The following is a 14,812-nucleotide window of genomic DNA, read 5'->3' on the forward strand; positions in this document are numbered from 1 at the left end:
TGCGTGGGGCACATAGTTTGGTACCGAGAGCCACTCGACCGAACAGGAAGAGGTGCCGCGTGCGCGACATCCGAACGGCGGTGTCCGACCTCTACGCCTCAGGAGAGGTGTTCGCCCTGGCCACGGTGATCGACACCGACAAGAGCGCGCCCCGGGACCCGGGCGCGGCGATGCTGGTCAGCGCCTCCGGCGAGGTCGTCGGCAGCGTGTCCGGCGGTTGCGTGGAGGGCGCCGTCTACGAGGAGGCCCTGGAGGCCATCCGCACGGGCGTCCCCGTGCGCCGCACCTACGGGGTGAGCGACGAGGAGGCCTTCAGCGTCGGCCTGACGTGCGGGGGCACCCTGCACATGTTCGTCGAACCGGTCAGCCGGGCCTCCTACGGGCAGCTCGGCGCGGTGCTCGGGGCCATCGACGGGCACCGGCCGGTCGCCGTCGCGACCGTGGTGTCCGACCCGTCGGGGGCCGGGCGGACGGGTCGGCGCCGCGTGGTCTGGCCGGATCACGCGGAGGGGGACCTGGGTCCCGGCGGCACCCGGCTGTCCGACGCGCTGGACGACGACGTGCGGGGGATGCTCGCCCAGGGCAGCACGGGGCTGCTGCGCTACGGATCGGACGGGCAGCGGCGCGGCGACGAGCTGGAGGTGTTCGTCCAGTCGTTCGCGCCGGCCCCGCGCATGCTGGTGTTCGGCGCGATCGACTTCGCCGCGGCCGTGGCCGACCTGGGCTCCTACCTCGGCTACCGGGTGACGGTCTGCGACGCCCGGCCGGTGTTCGCGACGGCCAAGCGGTTCCCCACCGCGGACGAGGTGGTGGTGAAGTGGCCGCACGTGTTCCTCGACGAGATCGCCCACGAGATCGACGAGCGGACGGCGGTGTGCGTCCTCACCCACGATCCCAAGTTCGACGTGCCCGTGCTCAAGGCGGCCCTGGGCACCCGCGCCGGGTACATCGGGGCGATGGGCTCGCGGCGCACCCACGAGGACCGGCTGGAGCGGTTGCGCGAGGCCGGTGTGGGGGAGGAGGCGCTGGGGCGCCTGCACTCGCCGATCGGCCTGGACCTGGGCGCGCGCACCCCGGAGGAGACGGCGGTGTCGATCGCCGCCGAGCTGGTGCGGTCGCGCTGGGGCGGGACCGGGCGTGCGCTGAGCGAGACCAGTGGGCGAATTCACCGGGATGTCCCCGGTACCCCCCTGGTTCCGGCCGGATTCGGTCGCGCGGCGACGTGAACCGAAATGGTGCTCGTGCTGATGTGCCTGGTCACGGCCGGTGCCGTGCGGACGGAGTGAGAGGTCACCCGACCGTCTGCTCCAGGTGACCTGCCCCGTGGCCGCACGCGTGGCATCATCGCGTCATGGAAACTGGGGACGCGCAGGACAAGGAGCGGGAGCGAGCGGGCCGGGTCGCCGGCCTCCTTCTGGCTGCGGGCTCCGGCAGCAGACTGGGGCGCCCCAAGGCACTGGTGGAGGTGGGCGGCGAGCGCCTGGTGGACCGGGGCGTGCGGACCCTGGGAGACGGCGGGTGCGCGCCGGTCATGGTGGTGCTGGGCGCGGCCGACACGGTCGTCCGCGACGCCCACACGGTGTACAACCCCGACTGGGAGAGCGGGATGGGGTCCTCCGTGCGCGCGGGGATCGACGCCCTGCCCGACTCGGTGGACGCCGTCCTGATCGCCCTGGCCGACCAGCCCCTGGTGACCCCGGAGGCTGTGCACCGGCTGGTGGAGGCCCACGACGAGGGCGTGCGCGCGGCCGTGGCGACGTACAACGGCAACCAGCGCAACCCGGTGATGCTGGGTCGGGAGTACTGGTCGACGGTCTACGGCCTGGCGGTGCACGACGTGGGCGCGCGCCCGTTCCTGCGGGCCTACTCGCACTTGGTGACCGCTGTGGCCTGCGACGACATCGCCAGCCCGGAGGACATCGACACGGCCGAGGACCTGGAGCGGCTCACCGGGCTGCTGGGCGGGGAGGCCCCCGGCCCGGTCTGAGCGCCGGCGCCGCGGTGGGACGCGGGCCGCCCGGGACCGGCCCGGGGCGACCCCGGGGCCGCGGCGGTGCGGTCCCGGGGCGGCGGGGGTCAGGGGCGGGGGAGGGCTTCGGCGGTGATGCCGAAGGTGTGCCGGGTGGCGCCGCCCGGGGGCAGCACGATCAGGTCGGTGCCGGAGGCGAGCGCGTTCGCGGGGCAGGTCATCGGCTCCGCCGCAAGGTAGGCCCGGCGGTCGGACCCGCCGAGGGTGTCGGAGCTGAACACCTGCAACCAGTCGAAGCTGCGGTCGCACCACACCGACACCCGGTGCTCCGGGCCGCCGACCCGTACCCACGCGCGTCCGTCGCCGTCGCGCTCCAGGGACGTGAAGGCGGTGTCCAGCACCGTGTCGCCCAGCTGCCTGCCCGGGGTGCGGAAGTCGAGGCGGCCGTCCTCCACCGGGACCGGGTCGCCGGCGGGCAGCAGGCGGTCGTCCACGGGCAGCCTGGTGCCGGCGGTGACCTCCAGCGTGAGGTCGCCGCGCTCCGCGAGCACCGACAGGGGCTCGCCCAGGGTGAGGTAGGGGTGGAAGCCCAGGCCGAAGGGGGCGGGGGTGTCACCGGTGTTGCGGGCCTCGGCGGTGAGCGTCAGGCCGTCGCCGCCCAGCCGGTAGGCGAGGACCAGTTCCAGGGGGAACGGGAAGCCCGGGGCGCCCCCGAAGTCCAGCCGCAGTGTGGCCGCGTCGTCCGAGACCTCCTCGACCGACCACTCGCGGTCGTGGACCAGGCCGTGTATCGCGGTGCCCGTCGCTGCGTCGTTGACCTCCAGCCGGTACTCGGTCCCGGCGAAGCGGTAGACGCCCTCGCCCACCCGGTTCGGCCACGGGGCCAGGACCTGGCCCTGGAAGGCCCGGGGACCCTCGTCGCCGTAGGGCCACACGATGTCGCGGTCGCGCCAGGCGAGCGCCCGCAGGCCCGCCCCGGTGCGGTCGACGCGGGCCAGGAACTCCCCGGCGCGCAGCTCGATCACCTCGCCCACGTGTACCCCTGCCTTCCCGTCACGGTCCGGCCGTGCGCCGAACCGGCCGATCATAGCCCACCGGACGTCCGCCGGCCGCGTCTCACCGGCCCCGCCGCTCCCGGAGCGCGGGGCCGGGGGACGGGCCCGACCCCTCCAGGGCGCGGGCCCGGGAGAGCCGGTCGGCGAACAGGGCGGCGTCGACGTCCTCGGGCGAGCGGAGCCTGACCTGGGCCGTCCCCCTCGCCCCGGGCTCCGGTCGGCCGGAGGGGGCGGCCGGCTCCTTCCCCCTCCAGAGGCCGAGGGTCACGTACGAGGAGCAGCCCCTGACGTAGCAGGCGGGGGACAGGCCGGGCTCCGCGCCGAGGCTCCATGCGGGGTGGCCGTGCCAGAGGGCGCCGGTCCCGGGCAGGGCCTCCTCGACGACGGCGACGAGGGCCCGGGCCGCCGCCCGCAGGCCGTCAGGGAGGGCGGCGGTGTGGTCGGCGACGGTCGTGTGCGCTGCCACGGTGGTTCCCTGTCCGTGTTCGGGTTGGTGGCGGAGGAGCGGTGGGGAGGGTGCGGTGCGGACGGTCAGACGGTGCGCAGGCACCGGGCGGCGACCAGGGAGATCCACAGCATCGCGGTGACGGCGCCCACGGCCAGGGTCAGGGACCCGCCCTGTCCCCCCGTCATCGCCCAGCCGTTGCCGAGGAGCAGGGCGGTGCCGGCGACACGCGAGGCCGCGGCCGTCCCCCGGCGCCCGTTCCGGGAGAAGTGGTGGCCCAGGACGTAGCAGGCGGCGATCAGGGCGGAGAAGGAGACCGTTCCCGCGGCCATGTGTCCGAGGGCGTGCCCGCTGAGCGCCGCCGGAGTGTCCAGGGGCGTGCCGGAGGGGAAACCCGCGGCCGGGTCCATGACGAACGCGCCGGCGGCGATCATCCCGGCGCCGTGGACCAGGATCAGACCCGGGATCCAGGAGCCCCCGGGGGTGCCGCGCAGGACGCGCCGCAGGCCGAACGCCCCGGCGACGGCCAGCGCTCCGGCCAGGGTGAAGTTGGCGATCTGGAGCCAGCCCAGGGAGCCGTTGCTCAGCATGCTCAGGGGATGCCTGGTCAGGTCGAAGCCCTCACGGGTGGCGGCCTGGACGAGGGAGACCACCGTCCAGAGGGGGGCCGAGGCGATCGCCGCGCCCAACAGGAGGCGGGTGCTCGCCGCGGTGCGTCCGACGGGGGCGGGGGCGGTTTCCAGGGCGACGGCCATGGTGGTTCCTCTCTCGGTGTGCTGCTCTGTTCTCACCGACACGTCGAAGCGCCGATGTGACAGGGAACGGCCCCGTTCCCTGTCACATCGGTCTGATCGACGTCCCACCGGAAGTACCGGAAAACCCACGAGGGAGAACGACCGCATGCGCTTTCTGATGACCACCAAGCCCAGTGACACCGCCGCCGACGAGAACCTCTACACCGAGATGGCCGCGTTCGTGGAGGAGCTCACCGCCTCCGGCGTCCTGCTGGCCACGGGCGGGCTGGAGCCCGGCGGCCTCCGGTTGACGTCGGCCGGGGGCGAGATCACGGTGACGGACGGCCCGTTCACCGAGGCCAGAGAGGTGGTGGCCGGGTTCGCCCTGGTCGAGGTGCGCTCCAGGGAGGAGGCGCTGGAGGTCGCCCGCCGCTTCCGCCGCATCGTCGGCGACGGCGAGAGCGTGGTCCAGCAGGTCTTCGGCCCCTGACCGGCCGGTGCCGGACCCGGCGCCCCCGCGCGGGGGCGCCCTTCCGCACCGCACGGCACCGCCCCGGTTTGCGTTCGTCCCGGGGCGGTGCTGTCATCGTGCCCGTGACCGATGCCCACCGCACCGTCGACGCGGTCTGGAAACTGGAGTCGGCGAGGATCGTCGCCGGGCTCACCCGGATGGTGCACGACGTGGGCGCCGCCGAGGAGCTGGCCCAGGACGCCCTCGTGGCCGCGCTCGAGCAGTGGCCCGAGAAGGGCGTGCCCGACAACCCCGGCGCCTGGCTGATGGCGATCGCCAAGCGCCGGGCTGTCGACCGCATCCGCCGCTCCCGGAACCTGGAGCGCAAGCACGAGCTGATCGCCCACGGCATGGAGCGCGGAACCGGCCCCGAGCCGGAGCCGGACGGCGACGACGTCCTGCGCCTGCTGTTCGTCACCTGCCACCCCGTACTGGCCACCGCGGAGCGGGTCGCGCTGACCCTGCGCCTGGTCGCGGGGCTGACCACGGAGGAGATCGCCCGCGCCTTCCTCACGGGCGAGGCCCGCATCGCCCAGCGCGTGGCGGCCGCGAAGCGCACGCTCGCCGAGCAGGGGGTGGGCTTCGAGCTGCCCTCGGGCGCCGAACTCTCCGAGCGGCTCTCGTCCGTGCTCGGCGTCGTCTACCTCGTCTTCAACGAGGGCTACACGGCGACCTCGGGGGAGGGGCTGACGCGTCCCGGGCTGTGCCTGGAGGCGCTGCGCCTGGGCCGGACCCTGGCCGAACTGGTGCCGGACGAGGCCGAGGCGCACGGCCTGGTGGCGCTGATGGAGCTCCAGCAGGCCCGTGCCGGAGCCCGGACCGGGCCCTCCGGCGAACTCCTGAGGCTGGACGAGCAGAACCGCGGCCGCTGGGACCCGCTGCTCATCCGGCGCGGGTTCGCCGCCATGCTCCGGGCCCGCGACGCGGGCGGCCCTCCCGGTCCCTACACGCTCCAGGCGGCCATCGCGGTCTGCCACGCCGGGGCGGCCACGGCCGAGGACACCGACTGGGAGCGGATCGCCGTCCTGTACGACCTGCTGGCCGAGCGGCTGCCGACGCCGGTCGTCCTCCTCAACCGGGCGGTGGCGGTGGGGCGGGCGCGCGGCCCCGCCGAGGGGCTGGCGCTGGTCGACGCGCTGGCCGACGATCCGGCGCTGCGCGACTACCACCTCCTCCCCGGCGTGCGGGGCGACCTGCTGCTCCTGCTGGGGCGGGAGGGCGAGGCGGGGAGGGAGTTCCTGCGCGCCGCCGCCCTGGCCGGCAACGCCGTCGAACGGGCGTTCCTGCTCGGCCGCGCCGAGACCGTCGCCGGGTCACGGCCCGAGGGCCCGACCCTGGGGAGCCTCTCCCGGGACTTCCTCGGCCGCCCCGACCTGGACGCCGCGACCGTCCGCTCCTACGGGCAGACCCTGGGGCGCCTGTGCCGGTCGCTGGGAGAGGACCTGCCGGCCGCCGACCTCGACGCCGGGGCCGTGGCACGGGTGTTCGCCGCGGCGTGGGGGGAGGCGGCCCCGCGGACCTGGAACCGCCACCGGTCGGCGGTCCGCTCGTTCGGGGCCTGGGCCGGACTGGAGGGCCTCGACGCGGGACTCGGGCGGCGCGCCGAGGCCCGGACCGGGGCGCCGCCGCTCGACCCCGCGCAGCTCGCCCTGCTGTGGGACGGGGAGGGCAGGGCCCTGCGGGAGCGGGTCCTGTGGCGGCTCCTGCACGAGTCCGGTGCGGGGGTGGGCGCGGTGCTGGCGCTGAACGTGGAGGACCTGGACCTGGAGGACCGCCGCGCCCGCTCGGGCGGCTCCTGGGTGCACTGGCGTTCGGGGACGGCCCGGCTGCTGCCCCGGCTCGTGGCGGGGCGGGAGCGGGGGCCGCTCTTCCTCGCGGACCGGCGTCCGGGCCCCGCCCGCAGACCCGCCGAGGCGGACCTGTGCCCGGTGACGGGGCGCGGGCGCCTGTCGTATCCGCGTGCCGAATACCTGTTCAAGCAGGCCGGCAGGGAACTGGATCCGGCGGGGGAGGGGTACACCCTGCGCCGGCTCAAGGGGTGAGGCCGCGTGCGCGGGCCGGCGCCCGCAGACGGGGTGGGGTCGCGCACGTGCCGTGGGGACCGCCCGTGTGCCGGAACCCGGGCCGCGGTGCGCGCGGCCCCTCGGCCCGGCGGGGAACGCGGCGGCGGGGTCCCGCCGCCGGGGGCGGGCGCGGGCCCGTCCCCGACGGCCGGGGACGTCAGCCGAGCAGGCCGTCGAGCGGGATCAGCACGCCCGAGCCCAGGGCGACCAGCCCCGTGGAGAGCAGGACCACCAGCATGAACAGGGACCCCGCCACGGCCAGGCGGAACGCCGCCAGGCGGCGGCGGGCACGCGCGCTGGGCTTCTTGCTGGCGGCGGACCGGCCCAGCGCCACCAGCACGACCGCCAGCAGCACGGGGAACCACCACGCGTCACCCGCACCGCCGGGCAGCAGGCCGGTCACCGACCCGGTCACCTCGGACAGCCACCCCAGGAGGCCGCCGCCGCCCGCCTCCAGCAGCCCCGTGTACGCACCGGTCACGAACTCGCTCTCGGGGTAGAAGCCCTCCTCCGGGCGCATCACGCGGCCCAGGCCGTCGACCAGGCCCAGCAGCGCGGCGGGGTAGGCGAAGCGGCGGCAGCGGCCCGCGGACATCGCCCGCTGGATCTGGCTCATGGTCCGCTCGACCCGGCGGGTGGCCCTCTCCTGGTCGCGGCGGTTGCGCGCCGGCTCCCCGGCGCCCGAGGGGTCGTAGGGGTTGGGGACGGCCTGGTTGTCCGGCCGGGTGGGAGCCGTGGCGGCCTCCGCCCGGCGCTGCCGGGCCGTCGACACCTTCCCCCGGGCCTCGGTCCAGCGGGCCCGGGCCGATCCGGCCAGCGCCGCCCACCGGTCCTGGCGGCGCGCCCTGCCGTCGGCCCGCTCCCGGGCGGCGACGGCCCCGCCGACCCGGGCGGCCTCGGGCAGCAGCAGGAGCGCCGTGAGCACGGCGCCCCTGGTGGCGACGGCGTCGCCGCCGGCGCCGTCGCGCAGCGCCTGGCGGCGCAGCTCCGCCCACCACGGGGCGTGCGGGGCGTCGCTGCGCTGCTTGGGGTGCCAGGACTGGCGGCGCAGCAGCGAGCGGTGGCGTGAGGCGGTGTCGGGGACGAGCACCAGTTCGACGGCCCGCGCCCACGCGGTGTCCGTCTCGTGGGCGTCGGGGCGGCGCGGGGCGTCGGGCCCGGAGCCGACCAGGCGGTCCACGTTCTCGGTGACCCGTCGCATGAGCAGCGGCACCTCGTGCTGGACGCGCTCCAGCAGGGCGCACCGGCCCGAACCGCCCGACCGGCAGGCCGGATGCGGGCACCAGTGCTGGGATCCCAGGCCCACCGCGCCCGACTCCACGGCCTCGCGCACCACCGCGTGGCGGCTCGCGTCGCCGGTGGCCAGCGCCAGGAGGCCGTCGGCGCTGATCTCGTGGCCCCGGAAGCGCGGCGGCATACCGGGCACGTAGCGGGCGGCCAGGGCGCTGATCGCCACGTGGGCGAGCTCGGGCCGGGCGTCCAGCCCGGTCAGGTAGGCGCGGTCGAAGGTGTAGTCGTTGACCTCGCGGTCGAGCCAGGTGCGCAGTTCCGGCCAGTGGCTGCGCAGCCACATGGCCCCGGTCTCGGAGCGGTCCAGCAGGTCGAAGGCCAGGCTCGGGGGGTCCTCGTGGCTGGCTCCGGCGAAGTTGACGGGCCGCAGGCGGCGGGCGGTGCGGATCTGCGGGCGCTCGCCGGCCAGCCACTGGGCGACCTCGTCGTAGCCCCACCGGGCGGACGGGGCGGGTGCGAGCAGGCCGCGGACGAGCAGGCGCCAGCGCTCGTCGGTGATCGCGGAGATGTCCACCTCGGTGTTGCGGGCGGTCAGCCAGTTGCCGCCGCGCTCGGGGCGGCGCCCGGTCACGAGCTCGTGCACCATCACGCCCAGGGACCACCAGGAGGCGGGGCCCTCCCGGCGGCCCTCGACGACCTCGGGGGCGGCGTAGTCCTCGGTGATGGCGAGTCCGCCGTAGACCCGGCTCATGGTGGCCCGCACGGCCCCGCCGAAGTCGGTCAGGGCCACGACCGGCGGGTCCAGGGAGCGCACCAGCAGGTTCTCGGGCTTGACGTCGGTGTGGTTGTGCTGGAGCTCGTCCTGCCAGTGGTGCAGGCACTCGGCCACGGCGGAGAGCACGGCGCGCGCCCGGTCGTCGTCCAGGGGCGCCTGGTCGATGACGGCGCGCAGCGTCCCCAGGGAGAAGTACTCCTGGGCCTCCCAGGCCAGGTCCTCCCCCCAGGAGCTGGCCGCGGTGCCGTACCCGTGGATGGCCGGGGTGTGGGGCGAGGCGGTGCCGCGGGCCCGGAGCCGGTCCAGGAGTTCGCGGTTGATGTCGTGGCCGGGCCGGTACACCTTGAGGGCGAGGCGGCGCCCGGGGGAGTCGGTGGGCTCTGCCAGGTAGACGACGGCCTCGCCGCCCGCGCCGACGTGGTCGAGCACCTGGTACCGGCGCCGCAGCTCGGCGGGCACGGCGTAGTCGAGGTCGCCGGCCGGGCCGACCACCACGCGGGAGACCAGGCGGGCCATCCAGTCCAGGAGCGGGCCGAACAGCGTCCTCCACCACGGGGTGCGGCCGTCGTCGCGGCCGTCCCCGGGGATGGTCCGCGCCGGGCGCCGTCCGCCGGGGCCGGCGGGCGCGGTCGGTCCGGCGGGCGGACCGCCGCCGGGCAGTACGCCGGTGCGGTCCGGTGAAGGAGGGGCGACGCGGGTGGGAGCCGGCCCGCCGTCGCGGTCGTCGGAGCCGGGGCGGAGGACACGCGTGACCCAGCGCGTGGCTCCCGCGCGGTCCGGGCCGCTCCGTGCGGTGGTCGCGGTGGGGTCGATCCGTTGGGTCGGCGCGTTCTCGTCACCGGGGTCGGGCGTGACCATGGAGGTCGGGGCCATCCTTCGGATAGGCGGTGGTGTCGTCGGTGTCCGGGGGGATCGACGGACCCTTCCAGGGTAGGTCCCGTGCGGCACCGTCGCCGGTGCCGCGGAACCGTCCGCGAGCGGGTCCGCCGTCTCCCTCCTACCCCGTTTGACTCCTCACGCCTCCGTGGAGTTCCGCCCGGTTCCCGCCGCTCCGGCGCCGCCCGGGTGCTGCTCCCTCGGGACGAGGCCGAGTGCGGAGCAGGCCTCCCGGTACAGGCGCACGACCTCGGCGCGGATCTGCGGACGCTCGGTCAGCGGCCGCTCCCAGGGGACGCGGACGACCCGCTCGGCGCCGTCCTCCGTCACCGCGTAGTCGCCCCCGTCACCGTCCAGCCCGGTCATCCGGGCGGCGGTGGCGCCGGGCGCTCCCCCGAAGGCCCGGCAGATGAGGAGGGTGTCCTCCGGGTGGTCGCCGTTCATGTGCGCGGTGACCGCGGCGACGACGTCGGGGGAGAAGGGGTTGGGCGGGGACAATGTGCCTCCTGGAGGTGGGCGGTGTCACGGAAGGACGAAACGGGGGAGGGCTGTGCGCCCTCCCCCGCCGACGATATCCGAGATCCCCAGGATGATGACAGGGTGTCGTCACCTTGGCCGGGCGGTGTCCGTGTCCCGCCGGGGGGCCTGTCCGGCGCCCCCGGCTCCCGGCCGTCCCGGGGCGGCCGCCCGCCGCCGCACCGGGTCCCGCGGGTCTCAGGCCTGGCGGGTGAACTCGGCGTCGATCTCGATGGTGATCTTGTCGCCGACGACCACGCCGCCGCCGTCCATGGGCATCTCGATGTCCACGCCGAACTCCTTGCGGCTGATCTGCGTGCTGGCGGCGAAGCCGGCGCGGTCCAGGCCGTACGGGTCCAGGGTGGAGCCGTTGAACTCCAGGGCCAGCTCGACCGGGTTGGTCCTGCCCTTGATGGCCAGCTCGCCCTTGAGGACGAAGTCCTCGCCCCTGGCCTCGATGCCGGTGGAGCGGAAGGTGAACTGCGGGTTCTGGTCGACGTCGAAGAAGTCGGCGGACCGGATGTGGTTGTCGCGGTCGCCGTTGTCGGTGTTGATGGAGCCGGCGTCGATGGTGGCCTCGACGGAGGACAGGGCGGGGTCCTCGGGAACCGTCAGCGTCGCCTCGAACTTCTCGAAGCGGCCGCGCACCTTGCTGACCATCATGTGGCGCACCGAGAAGCCGATGACGGAGTGGGTCGGGTCGATCGTCCAGGTGCCGGGCTTCAGTTCCTGAGCTGCCATGGTGTGTCTCCCTGTCGGGTTCGGCGGACCCGCGGGTCGGGTCCGGTGGTCTCTACTGAGGAACAAAGTACCTTAGAAGATTCTTCCTGGGAAGGATTCTAGGGTCTCCGCCGGAACCGTGCAAGGGGCGCCCGCCCGCCACGGCCTAGGCTTGGCGCATGGAGAACGCTGCGTGGCTCGACGGAGGCGAACAGCGCGTCTGGCGCGGGTTCCTCAGGATGAACGCCTGGATCTACGACGAGCTGGAGAAGGACCTGCGGGACCGCACCGGGCTCTCGCTCGTGGAGTACGGCATCCTCGTCCACCTCTCCGAGGCCCCCGGCCGCCGTATGCGCATGCGGGTGCTCGCCGACAGCGTCATCGTGTCCAAGAGCAGGCTCTCCCACCAGGTCGCGCGGCTCGAACGCGACGGCTACGTGCGCCGCGAGCACTGCGACGACGACAGGCGCGGGCTCTGGGCGGTGCTGGAGGACGAGGGGGCGGCGGTCCTCGACCGGGCCGCGCCCGGACACGCCGTGCGGGTCCGCTCCCTGGTCTTCGACAAGCTCTCCGGGGAGCAGGTGCGGCAGCTCGCCGCCGTCATCGACGCGCTCGAGGGTGACGAAGCCGTTTCCCGGGGACAGGACTCCGTGTGACCGGAGTACGGGCAGCCCGGGCCCCGGGTAGAGTCGGAGCCCGTGAGCAGACCATCGATCATCGGCGCCCAGAACTTCCGTGACGACGACGGCGGAGCCGACCCTGAGGTCGAGTCCTGCCTGCGCCGGCACGCGGCGGGCGAGATCGGCGACCGCCAGGTCCTCGCCGCCCTCAGCCGGTCCCGCCTGCTCATCCCGGTCGTGGCCGTGGCCACCGGGACCGAGGAGGGGGTCGGCGGACTGACCAAGGACAAGAGCAGCGAGGTCGCCGTCCCCATCATGACGGGCAGGGACGGGCGCCGCGGAGTGCTCGCCTTCACCTCGGTCGACGCGGTGCGGCGCTGGCGGCCGGACGCGCGCCCCGTGCCCTTCACGACCAAGGACGCCTGCCAGGCCGCCGTGGAGGAGGGCGCCGACGCCCTGGTCGTCGACGTCTCCGGCCCGGTGACCCACACCGTCCAGGGCCGTTTCCTCACCCTGCTCGCCGAGACCGGCACGGTTCCCGAACCCAAGGACGACCCGCAGGTCCTCGCCCTCGTCTACCGGGTGACCCACGGCGAGTTCGGCATCGAGCGCGTGCGCATCCACCCCTCCGAGCGGGGCGAGATCGGCATCCGCCTCGAACTCGAGGAGCGCGACGACGAGGCGCTGCGCCGCGTGGCCGAGAGGCTCGCCTCCGAGCTCGGGCACGTGCTGCCGGGGGGCATCGAGCTCAGCGCCGTCGTACGGGCCAGGCGCGACTAGGGCGCGGCCCGCGGGGCCCGGCGCCCGCGCCGATCGCCGCGAGCCCGGAACGACCCGCGGAACACGGCCGGGGGACCCCGCCGCGGGCGGGGTTGTCCACAGGGGGGACCGGGTTGTGTCGCGGTGGGCGGCGGAAGGGTAACTTCCCACCATGCCCACCCCCGCGGTGCTCGCGTCCTCCCCGTACCTGTGGACGGTCCTCGTCGCCGTCCCCCTCGTCCTGCTCGGCCTGGCGGTCGGCCGGCTCAACGGCCGGGTCGTCCCGCTGTTCGGGCCCGCAGGCCCTCCCCGGCCGAGGGGAGGCCCCGGCGCCGTCCCGGTGCCCGCGGAGGGCCCGCCCGGGGCGGGCCGCGACGACGCCGGGGCGGAGCCCGGGGCCACCGGGGGAGGTCCCCGCCCCGGGACCGCCGAGGAGGAGGACGAGGGACCCCCGCCGCCGCGGTGCCCCCACTGCCTGGCCGAGATCCGTTTCCTCCCCGTGCTCCCCGCCGTGGAGGCCCGGGCCTTCCGAAGACGCGGGGCCTGCCCCCACTGCGAACGGGCCATCCGCTCCGACCCCGCCGTGATCGCCGCCACCGCGGTCCTCTTCGGGCTCGTGGGCGCCGTGTGCACCCTCGGCCCCGACCTGTCGCCCTTCGGCCTGCTCGCCGTCCTGTGGCTGGTCTCGGTGGGCGTCCCGCTGTCCGTCATCGACCTGCGGGTGATGCGCCTGCCCGACGCCGTCGTCGCCCCCGCCTACCCGGTCGCCGCCGCGCTGCTGGGGGCCTCCGTCCTCCTCCCGCCGAGCGGACCCGATCCGGGGCGGGCCGCCGATGCGCTCCTCAGTATGGTCTTCGTCACGGTGGTCTACTGGCTGCTGTGGAGGGTCCACCGCGGCGGGATCGGGTTCGGCGACGTCAAGCTCTCCGGCCTCACCGGCCTGTACGCGGGGTGGGCGGCGGGCCCGCTCGGAGCGCTCGTCGCGGTCTTCTGGGCCTTCGCCGCGTTCTCCCTCGTGGGACTCGCGCTCATGGCGCTGCGCCGCCTCACGCGCAGGGACCCCTACCCGCTCGGCCCGTTCATGCTCGCCGCCACCCTGGCGACCGTCCTCGCCGGGCAGCCCCTGCTGCCGTAGGCCGTCCCGGCCCGCGTGCGCCCCGAGCGGGGCGGACGCCCTCCCGGGCGGCCGGGCCCCCGCACCGCCCCGGATGCCACCCCGGCCCGCGATCCGTGGGAGGATCGTGCACATGTTGCGTTGGCTGACCGCGGGGGAGTCCCACGGACCCGCACTCGTCGCGATTCTGGAGGGCCTCCCGGCCGGTGTGTCCGTCACCTCTGACGACATCGCCGCCGCGCTGCTCCGCCGCCGCGCCGGGTACGGCCGTGGCGCCCGGATGAAGTTCGAGAAGGACCAGGTCTCCGTCATCGGAGGCATTCGCCACGGCCGCACCCAGGGGGGTCCCGTCGCGATCGAGGTCGGGAACACCGAGTGGCCCAAGTGGGAGAAGGTGATGTCGCCCGACCCGGTTCCCGCCGAGGAGCTGGAGGGCCTGGCGCGCAACGCGCCCCTCACCCGCCCCCGCCCGGGGCACGCCGACCTGGTCGGCATGCAGAAGTACGGGCACGTGGAGTCGCGCCCCGTCCTGGAGCGCGCCAGCGCCCGTGAGACGGCGGCCCGCGTCGCGATCGGCGAGGTGGCCCGGCAGTTCTGCCGTCAGGCCCTCGGCGTCGAGATCGTCAGCCACGTGGTGTCCATGGGACCGGTCGAGGTGCCCGAGGGCTCCCCGGAACCGCGCCCCGAGGACCTGGCCGCCGTCGACGCCGACCCGCTGCGCTGCTTCGACGCCGAGACCAGCGCCCGCATGGTGGCGGAGGTCGACGACACCAAGAAGGCCGGCGACACCCTCGGCGGCGTGGTGGAGGTCCTCGCCTACGGACTGCCGCCCGGCCTGGGCAGCCACGTCCACTGGGACCGGCGCCTGGACTCCCGGCTCGCCGGGGCCCTCATGGGCATCCAGGCGATCAAGGGCGTCGAGGTCGGCGACGGGTTCCGCACCGCCGCCCGGCGCGGGTCGGTCGCGCACGACGAGATCGAGCCCGGACCGGACGGTGTCCGCCGCCGCACCAACCGCGCGGGCGGGGTCGAGGGCGGCATGACCACCGGCGACCCCCTGCGCGTGCGCGCGGCGATGAAGCCCATCGCCACCGTCCCCAACGCGCTGGACACCATCGACATCGGGACCGGCGAGCCCGCCCGGGCCGACCACCAGCGCAGCGACGTCACCGCGGTCCCGGCCGCCGGCGTGGTCGCCGAGGCGATGGTCGCCCTGGTGCTCGCCGAGGCCGCCGTCGAGAAGTTCGGCGGCGACTCGGTCGCCGAGACCGCGCGCAACCTCCGCGGCTACATGGAGTCGCTCGACATCCGCTGATCCGGCGGCCCGCGTCCCGCCCCTTCCCGGGGCGGGGCGCGGGCCCCGCACGCCCCCGATCCCCGGCTCCACGGGGCAGGGGCGGGCCCCGCGGGCCCCGCCTCCCGGGC

At 75.5% G+C, this 14,812-nt stretch carries 14 protein-coding genes; 8 read left to right on the top strand and 6 right to left on the bottom strand.

Annotated elements, in window-relative coordinates:
- Positions 1-59 precede the first annotated feature (59 nt).
- On the top strand, positions 60-1,226 hold the full coding sequence (locus ACFQBR_RS01910) for an XdhC family protein (RefSeq protein ID WP_267945848.1): 1,167 nt from the start codon (positions 60-62) through the stop codon (positions 1,224-1,226).
- A gap of 125 nt (positions 1,227-1,351) precedes the next feature.
- Positions 1,352-1,987, top strand: a complete 636-nt coding sequence (locus tag ACFQBR_RS01915; protein ID WP_344176342.1) for a nucleotidyltransferase family protein — start codon at positions 1,352-1,354, stop codon at positions 1,985-1,987.
- An 89-nt stretch (positions 1,988-2,076) separates the two neighbouring features.
- Here ACFQBR_RS01915 and ACFQBR_RS01920 read toward each other — a convergent pair whose 3' ends face one another.
- From ACFQBR_RS01920 to ACFQBR_RS01930, 3 genes are all read right to left on the bottom strand, one after another.
- Complete coding sequence (locus tag ACFQBR_RS01920) at positions 2,077-3,003, bottom strand: aldose 1-epimerase family protein (protein WP_267945846.1); 927 nt, start codon at positions 3,001-3,003, stop codon at positions 2,077-2,079.
- 82 nt (positions 3,004-3,085) lie between these two features.
- A complete protein-coding gene (locus ACFQBR_RS01925) occupies positions 3,086-3,490 on the bottom strand; it encodes a DUF1801 domain-containing protein (protein ID WP_344176344.1) in 405 nt (134 codons plus the stop codon).
- Between the two features lie 65 nt (positions 3,491-3,555).
- Positions 3,556-4,224 carry a DUF998 domain-containing protein gene (locus tag ACFQBR_RS01930; protein WP_344176346.1) on the bottom strand — a complete coding sequence of 223 codons (669 nt, stop codon included), beginning with the start codon at positions 4,222-4,224 and terminating at the stop codon, positions 3,556-3,558.
- A gap of 145 nt (positions 4,225-4,369) precedes the next feature.
- On the opposite strand from ACFQBR_RS01930, the gene ACFQBR_RS01935 reads away from it, so the two are divergent.
- Together ACFQBR_RS01935 and ACFQBR_RS01940 are read left to right on the top strand one after the other, a co-directional pair.
- Entirely contained in the window at positions 4,370-4,693 is a 324-nt protein-coding gene (locus ACFQBR_RS01935) for a YciI family protein (protein ID WP_267945844.1), read from the top strand.
- Positions 4,694-4,797: 104 nt separating this feature from the next.
- Positions 4,798-6,756: a DUF6596 domain-containing protein gene (locus tag ACFQBR_RS01940; protein WP_344176349.1), complete on the top strand. Its 1,959-nt coding sequence runs from the start codon at positions 4,798-4,800 to the stop codon at positions 6,754-6,756.
- A gap of 178 nt (positions 6,757-6,934) precedes the next feature.
- Here the strand turns inward: ACFQBR_RS01940 and ACFQBR_RS01945 are convergent, their stop codons facing one another.
- The 3 genes from ACFQBR_RS01945 to ACFQBR_RS01955 all read right to left on the bottom strand — a co-directional run bounded on the left by ACFQBR_RS01945 (position 6,935) and on the right by ACFQBR_RS01955 (position 10,915).
- Complete coding sequence (locus tag ACFQBR_RS01945; RefSeq protein WP_267950459.1) at positions 6,935-9,640, bottom strand: protein kinase domain-containing protein; 2,706 nt, start codon at positions 9,638-9,640, stop codon at positions 6,935-6,937.
- 156 nt (positions 9,641-9,796) lie between these two features.
- Positions 9,797-10,156: a DUF2470 domain-containing protein gene (locus ACFQBR_RS01950; protein ID WP_344176353.1), complete on the bottom strand. Its 360-nt coding sequence runs from the start codon at positions 10,154-10,156 to the stop codon at positions 9,797-9,799.
- Between the two features lie 216 nt (positions 10,157-10,372).
- A complete protein-coding gene (locus ACFQBR_RS01955; protein ID WP_267945841.1) occupies positions 10,373-10,915 on the bottom strand; it encodes a YceI family protein in 543 nt (180 codons plus the stop codon).
- Positions 10,916-11,073: 158 nt separating this feature from the next.
- Here ACFQBR_RS01955 and ACFQBR_RS01960 point away from each other — a divergent pair, with 158 nt between their 5' ends.
- The 4 genes from ACFQBR_RS01960 (at position 11,074) to aroC (ending at position 14,702) form a co-directional block, all read left to right on the top strand.
- Entirely contained in the window at positions 11,074-11,550 is a 477-nt protein-coding gene (locus ACFQBR_RS01960) for a MarR family winged helix-turn-helix transcriptional regulator (RefSeq protein WP_267945840.1), read from the top strand.
- 42 nt (positions 11,551-11,592) lie between these two features.
- The gene (locus tag ACFQBR_RS01965; RefSeq protein ID WP_344176356.1) at positions 11,593-12,294 is read left to right on the top strand and encodes an SseB family protein; all 702 of its coding nucleotides are present in this window, start codon (positions 11,593-11,595) and stop codon (positions 12,292-12,294) included.
- Between the two features lie 151 nt (positions 12,295-12,445).
- A complete protein-coding gene (locus ACFQBR_RS01970; RefSeq protein ID WP_344176358.1) occupies positions 12,446-13,408 on the top strand; it encodes a prepilin peptidase in 963 nt (320 codons plus the stop codon).
- Positions 13,409-13,520: 112 nt separating this feature from the next.
- Positions 13,521-14,702, top strand: coding sequence for a chorismate synthase (gene aroC, locus ACFQBR_RS01975; protein ID WP_267945837.1), 1,182 nt, complete (start codon positions 13,521-13,523; stop codon positions 14,700-14,702).
- Positions 14,703-14,812 lie beyond the last annotated feature (110 nt).

Origin of the sequence: Nocardiopsis tropica (genome assembly GCF_042660575.1) — a bacterium.
GTDB classification, from domain to species: Bacteria; Actinomycetota; Actinomycetes; order Streptosporangiales; family Streptosporangiaceae; genus Nocardiopsis; species Nocardiopsis tropica.

Coding starts and splice junctions, on each gene's coding strand:
- ACFQBR_RS01915 (WP_344176342.1), top strand. CDS start 1,352: ATGGAAACTGGGGACGCGCAGGACAAGGAGCGGGAGCGAGCGGGCCGG.
- ACFQBR_RS01930 (WP_344176346.1), bottom strand. CDS start 4,224: ATGGCCGTCGCCCTGGAAACCGCCCCCGCCCCCGTCGGACGCACCGCG.
- ACFQBR_RS01935 (WP_267945844.1), top strand. CDS start 4,370: ATGCGCTTTCTGATGACCACCAAGCCCAGTGACACCGCCGCCGACGAG.
- ACFQBR_RS01945 (WP_267950459.1), bottom strand. CDS start 9,640: ATGGTCACGCCCGACCCCGGTGACGAGAACGCGCCGACCCAACGGATC.
- ACFQBR_RS01955 (WP_267945841.1), bottom strand. CDS start 10,915: ATGGCAGCTCAGGAACTGAAGCCCGGCACCTGGACGATCGACCCGACC.
- ACFQBR_RS01960 (WP_267945840.1), top strand. CDS start 11,074: ATGGAGAACGCTGCGTGGCTCGACGGAGGCGAACAGCGCGTCTGGCGC.
- ACFQBR_RS01970 (WP_344176358.1), top strand. CDS start 12,446: ATGCCCACCCCCGCGGTGCTCGCGTCCTCCCCGTACCTGTGGACGGTC.
- aroC (WP_267945837.1), top strand. CDS start 13,521: ATGTTGCGTTGGCTGACCGCGGGGGAGTCCCACGGACCCGCACTCGTC.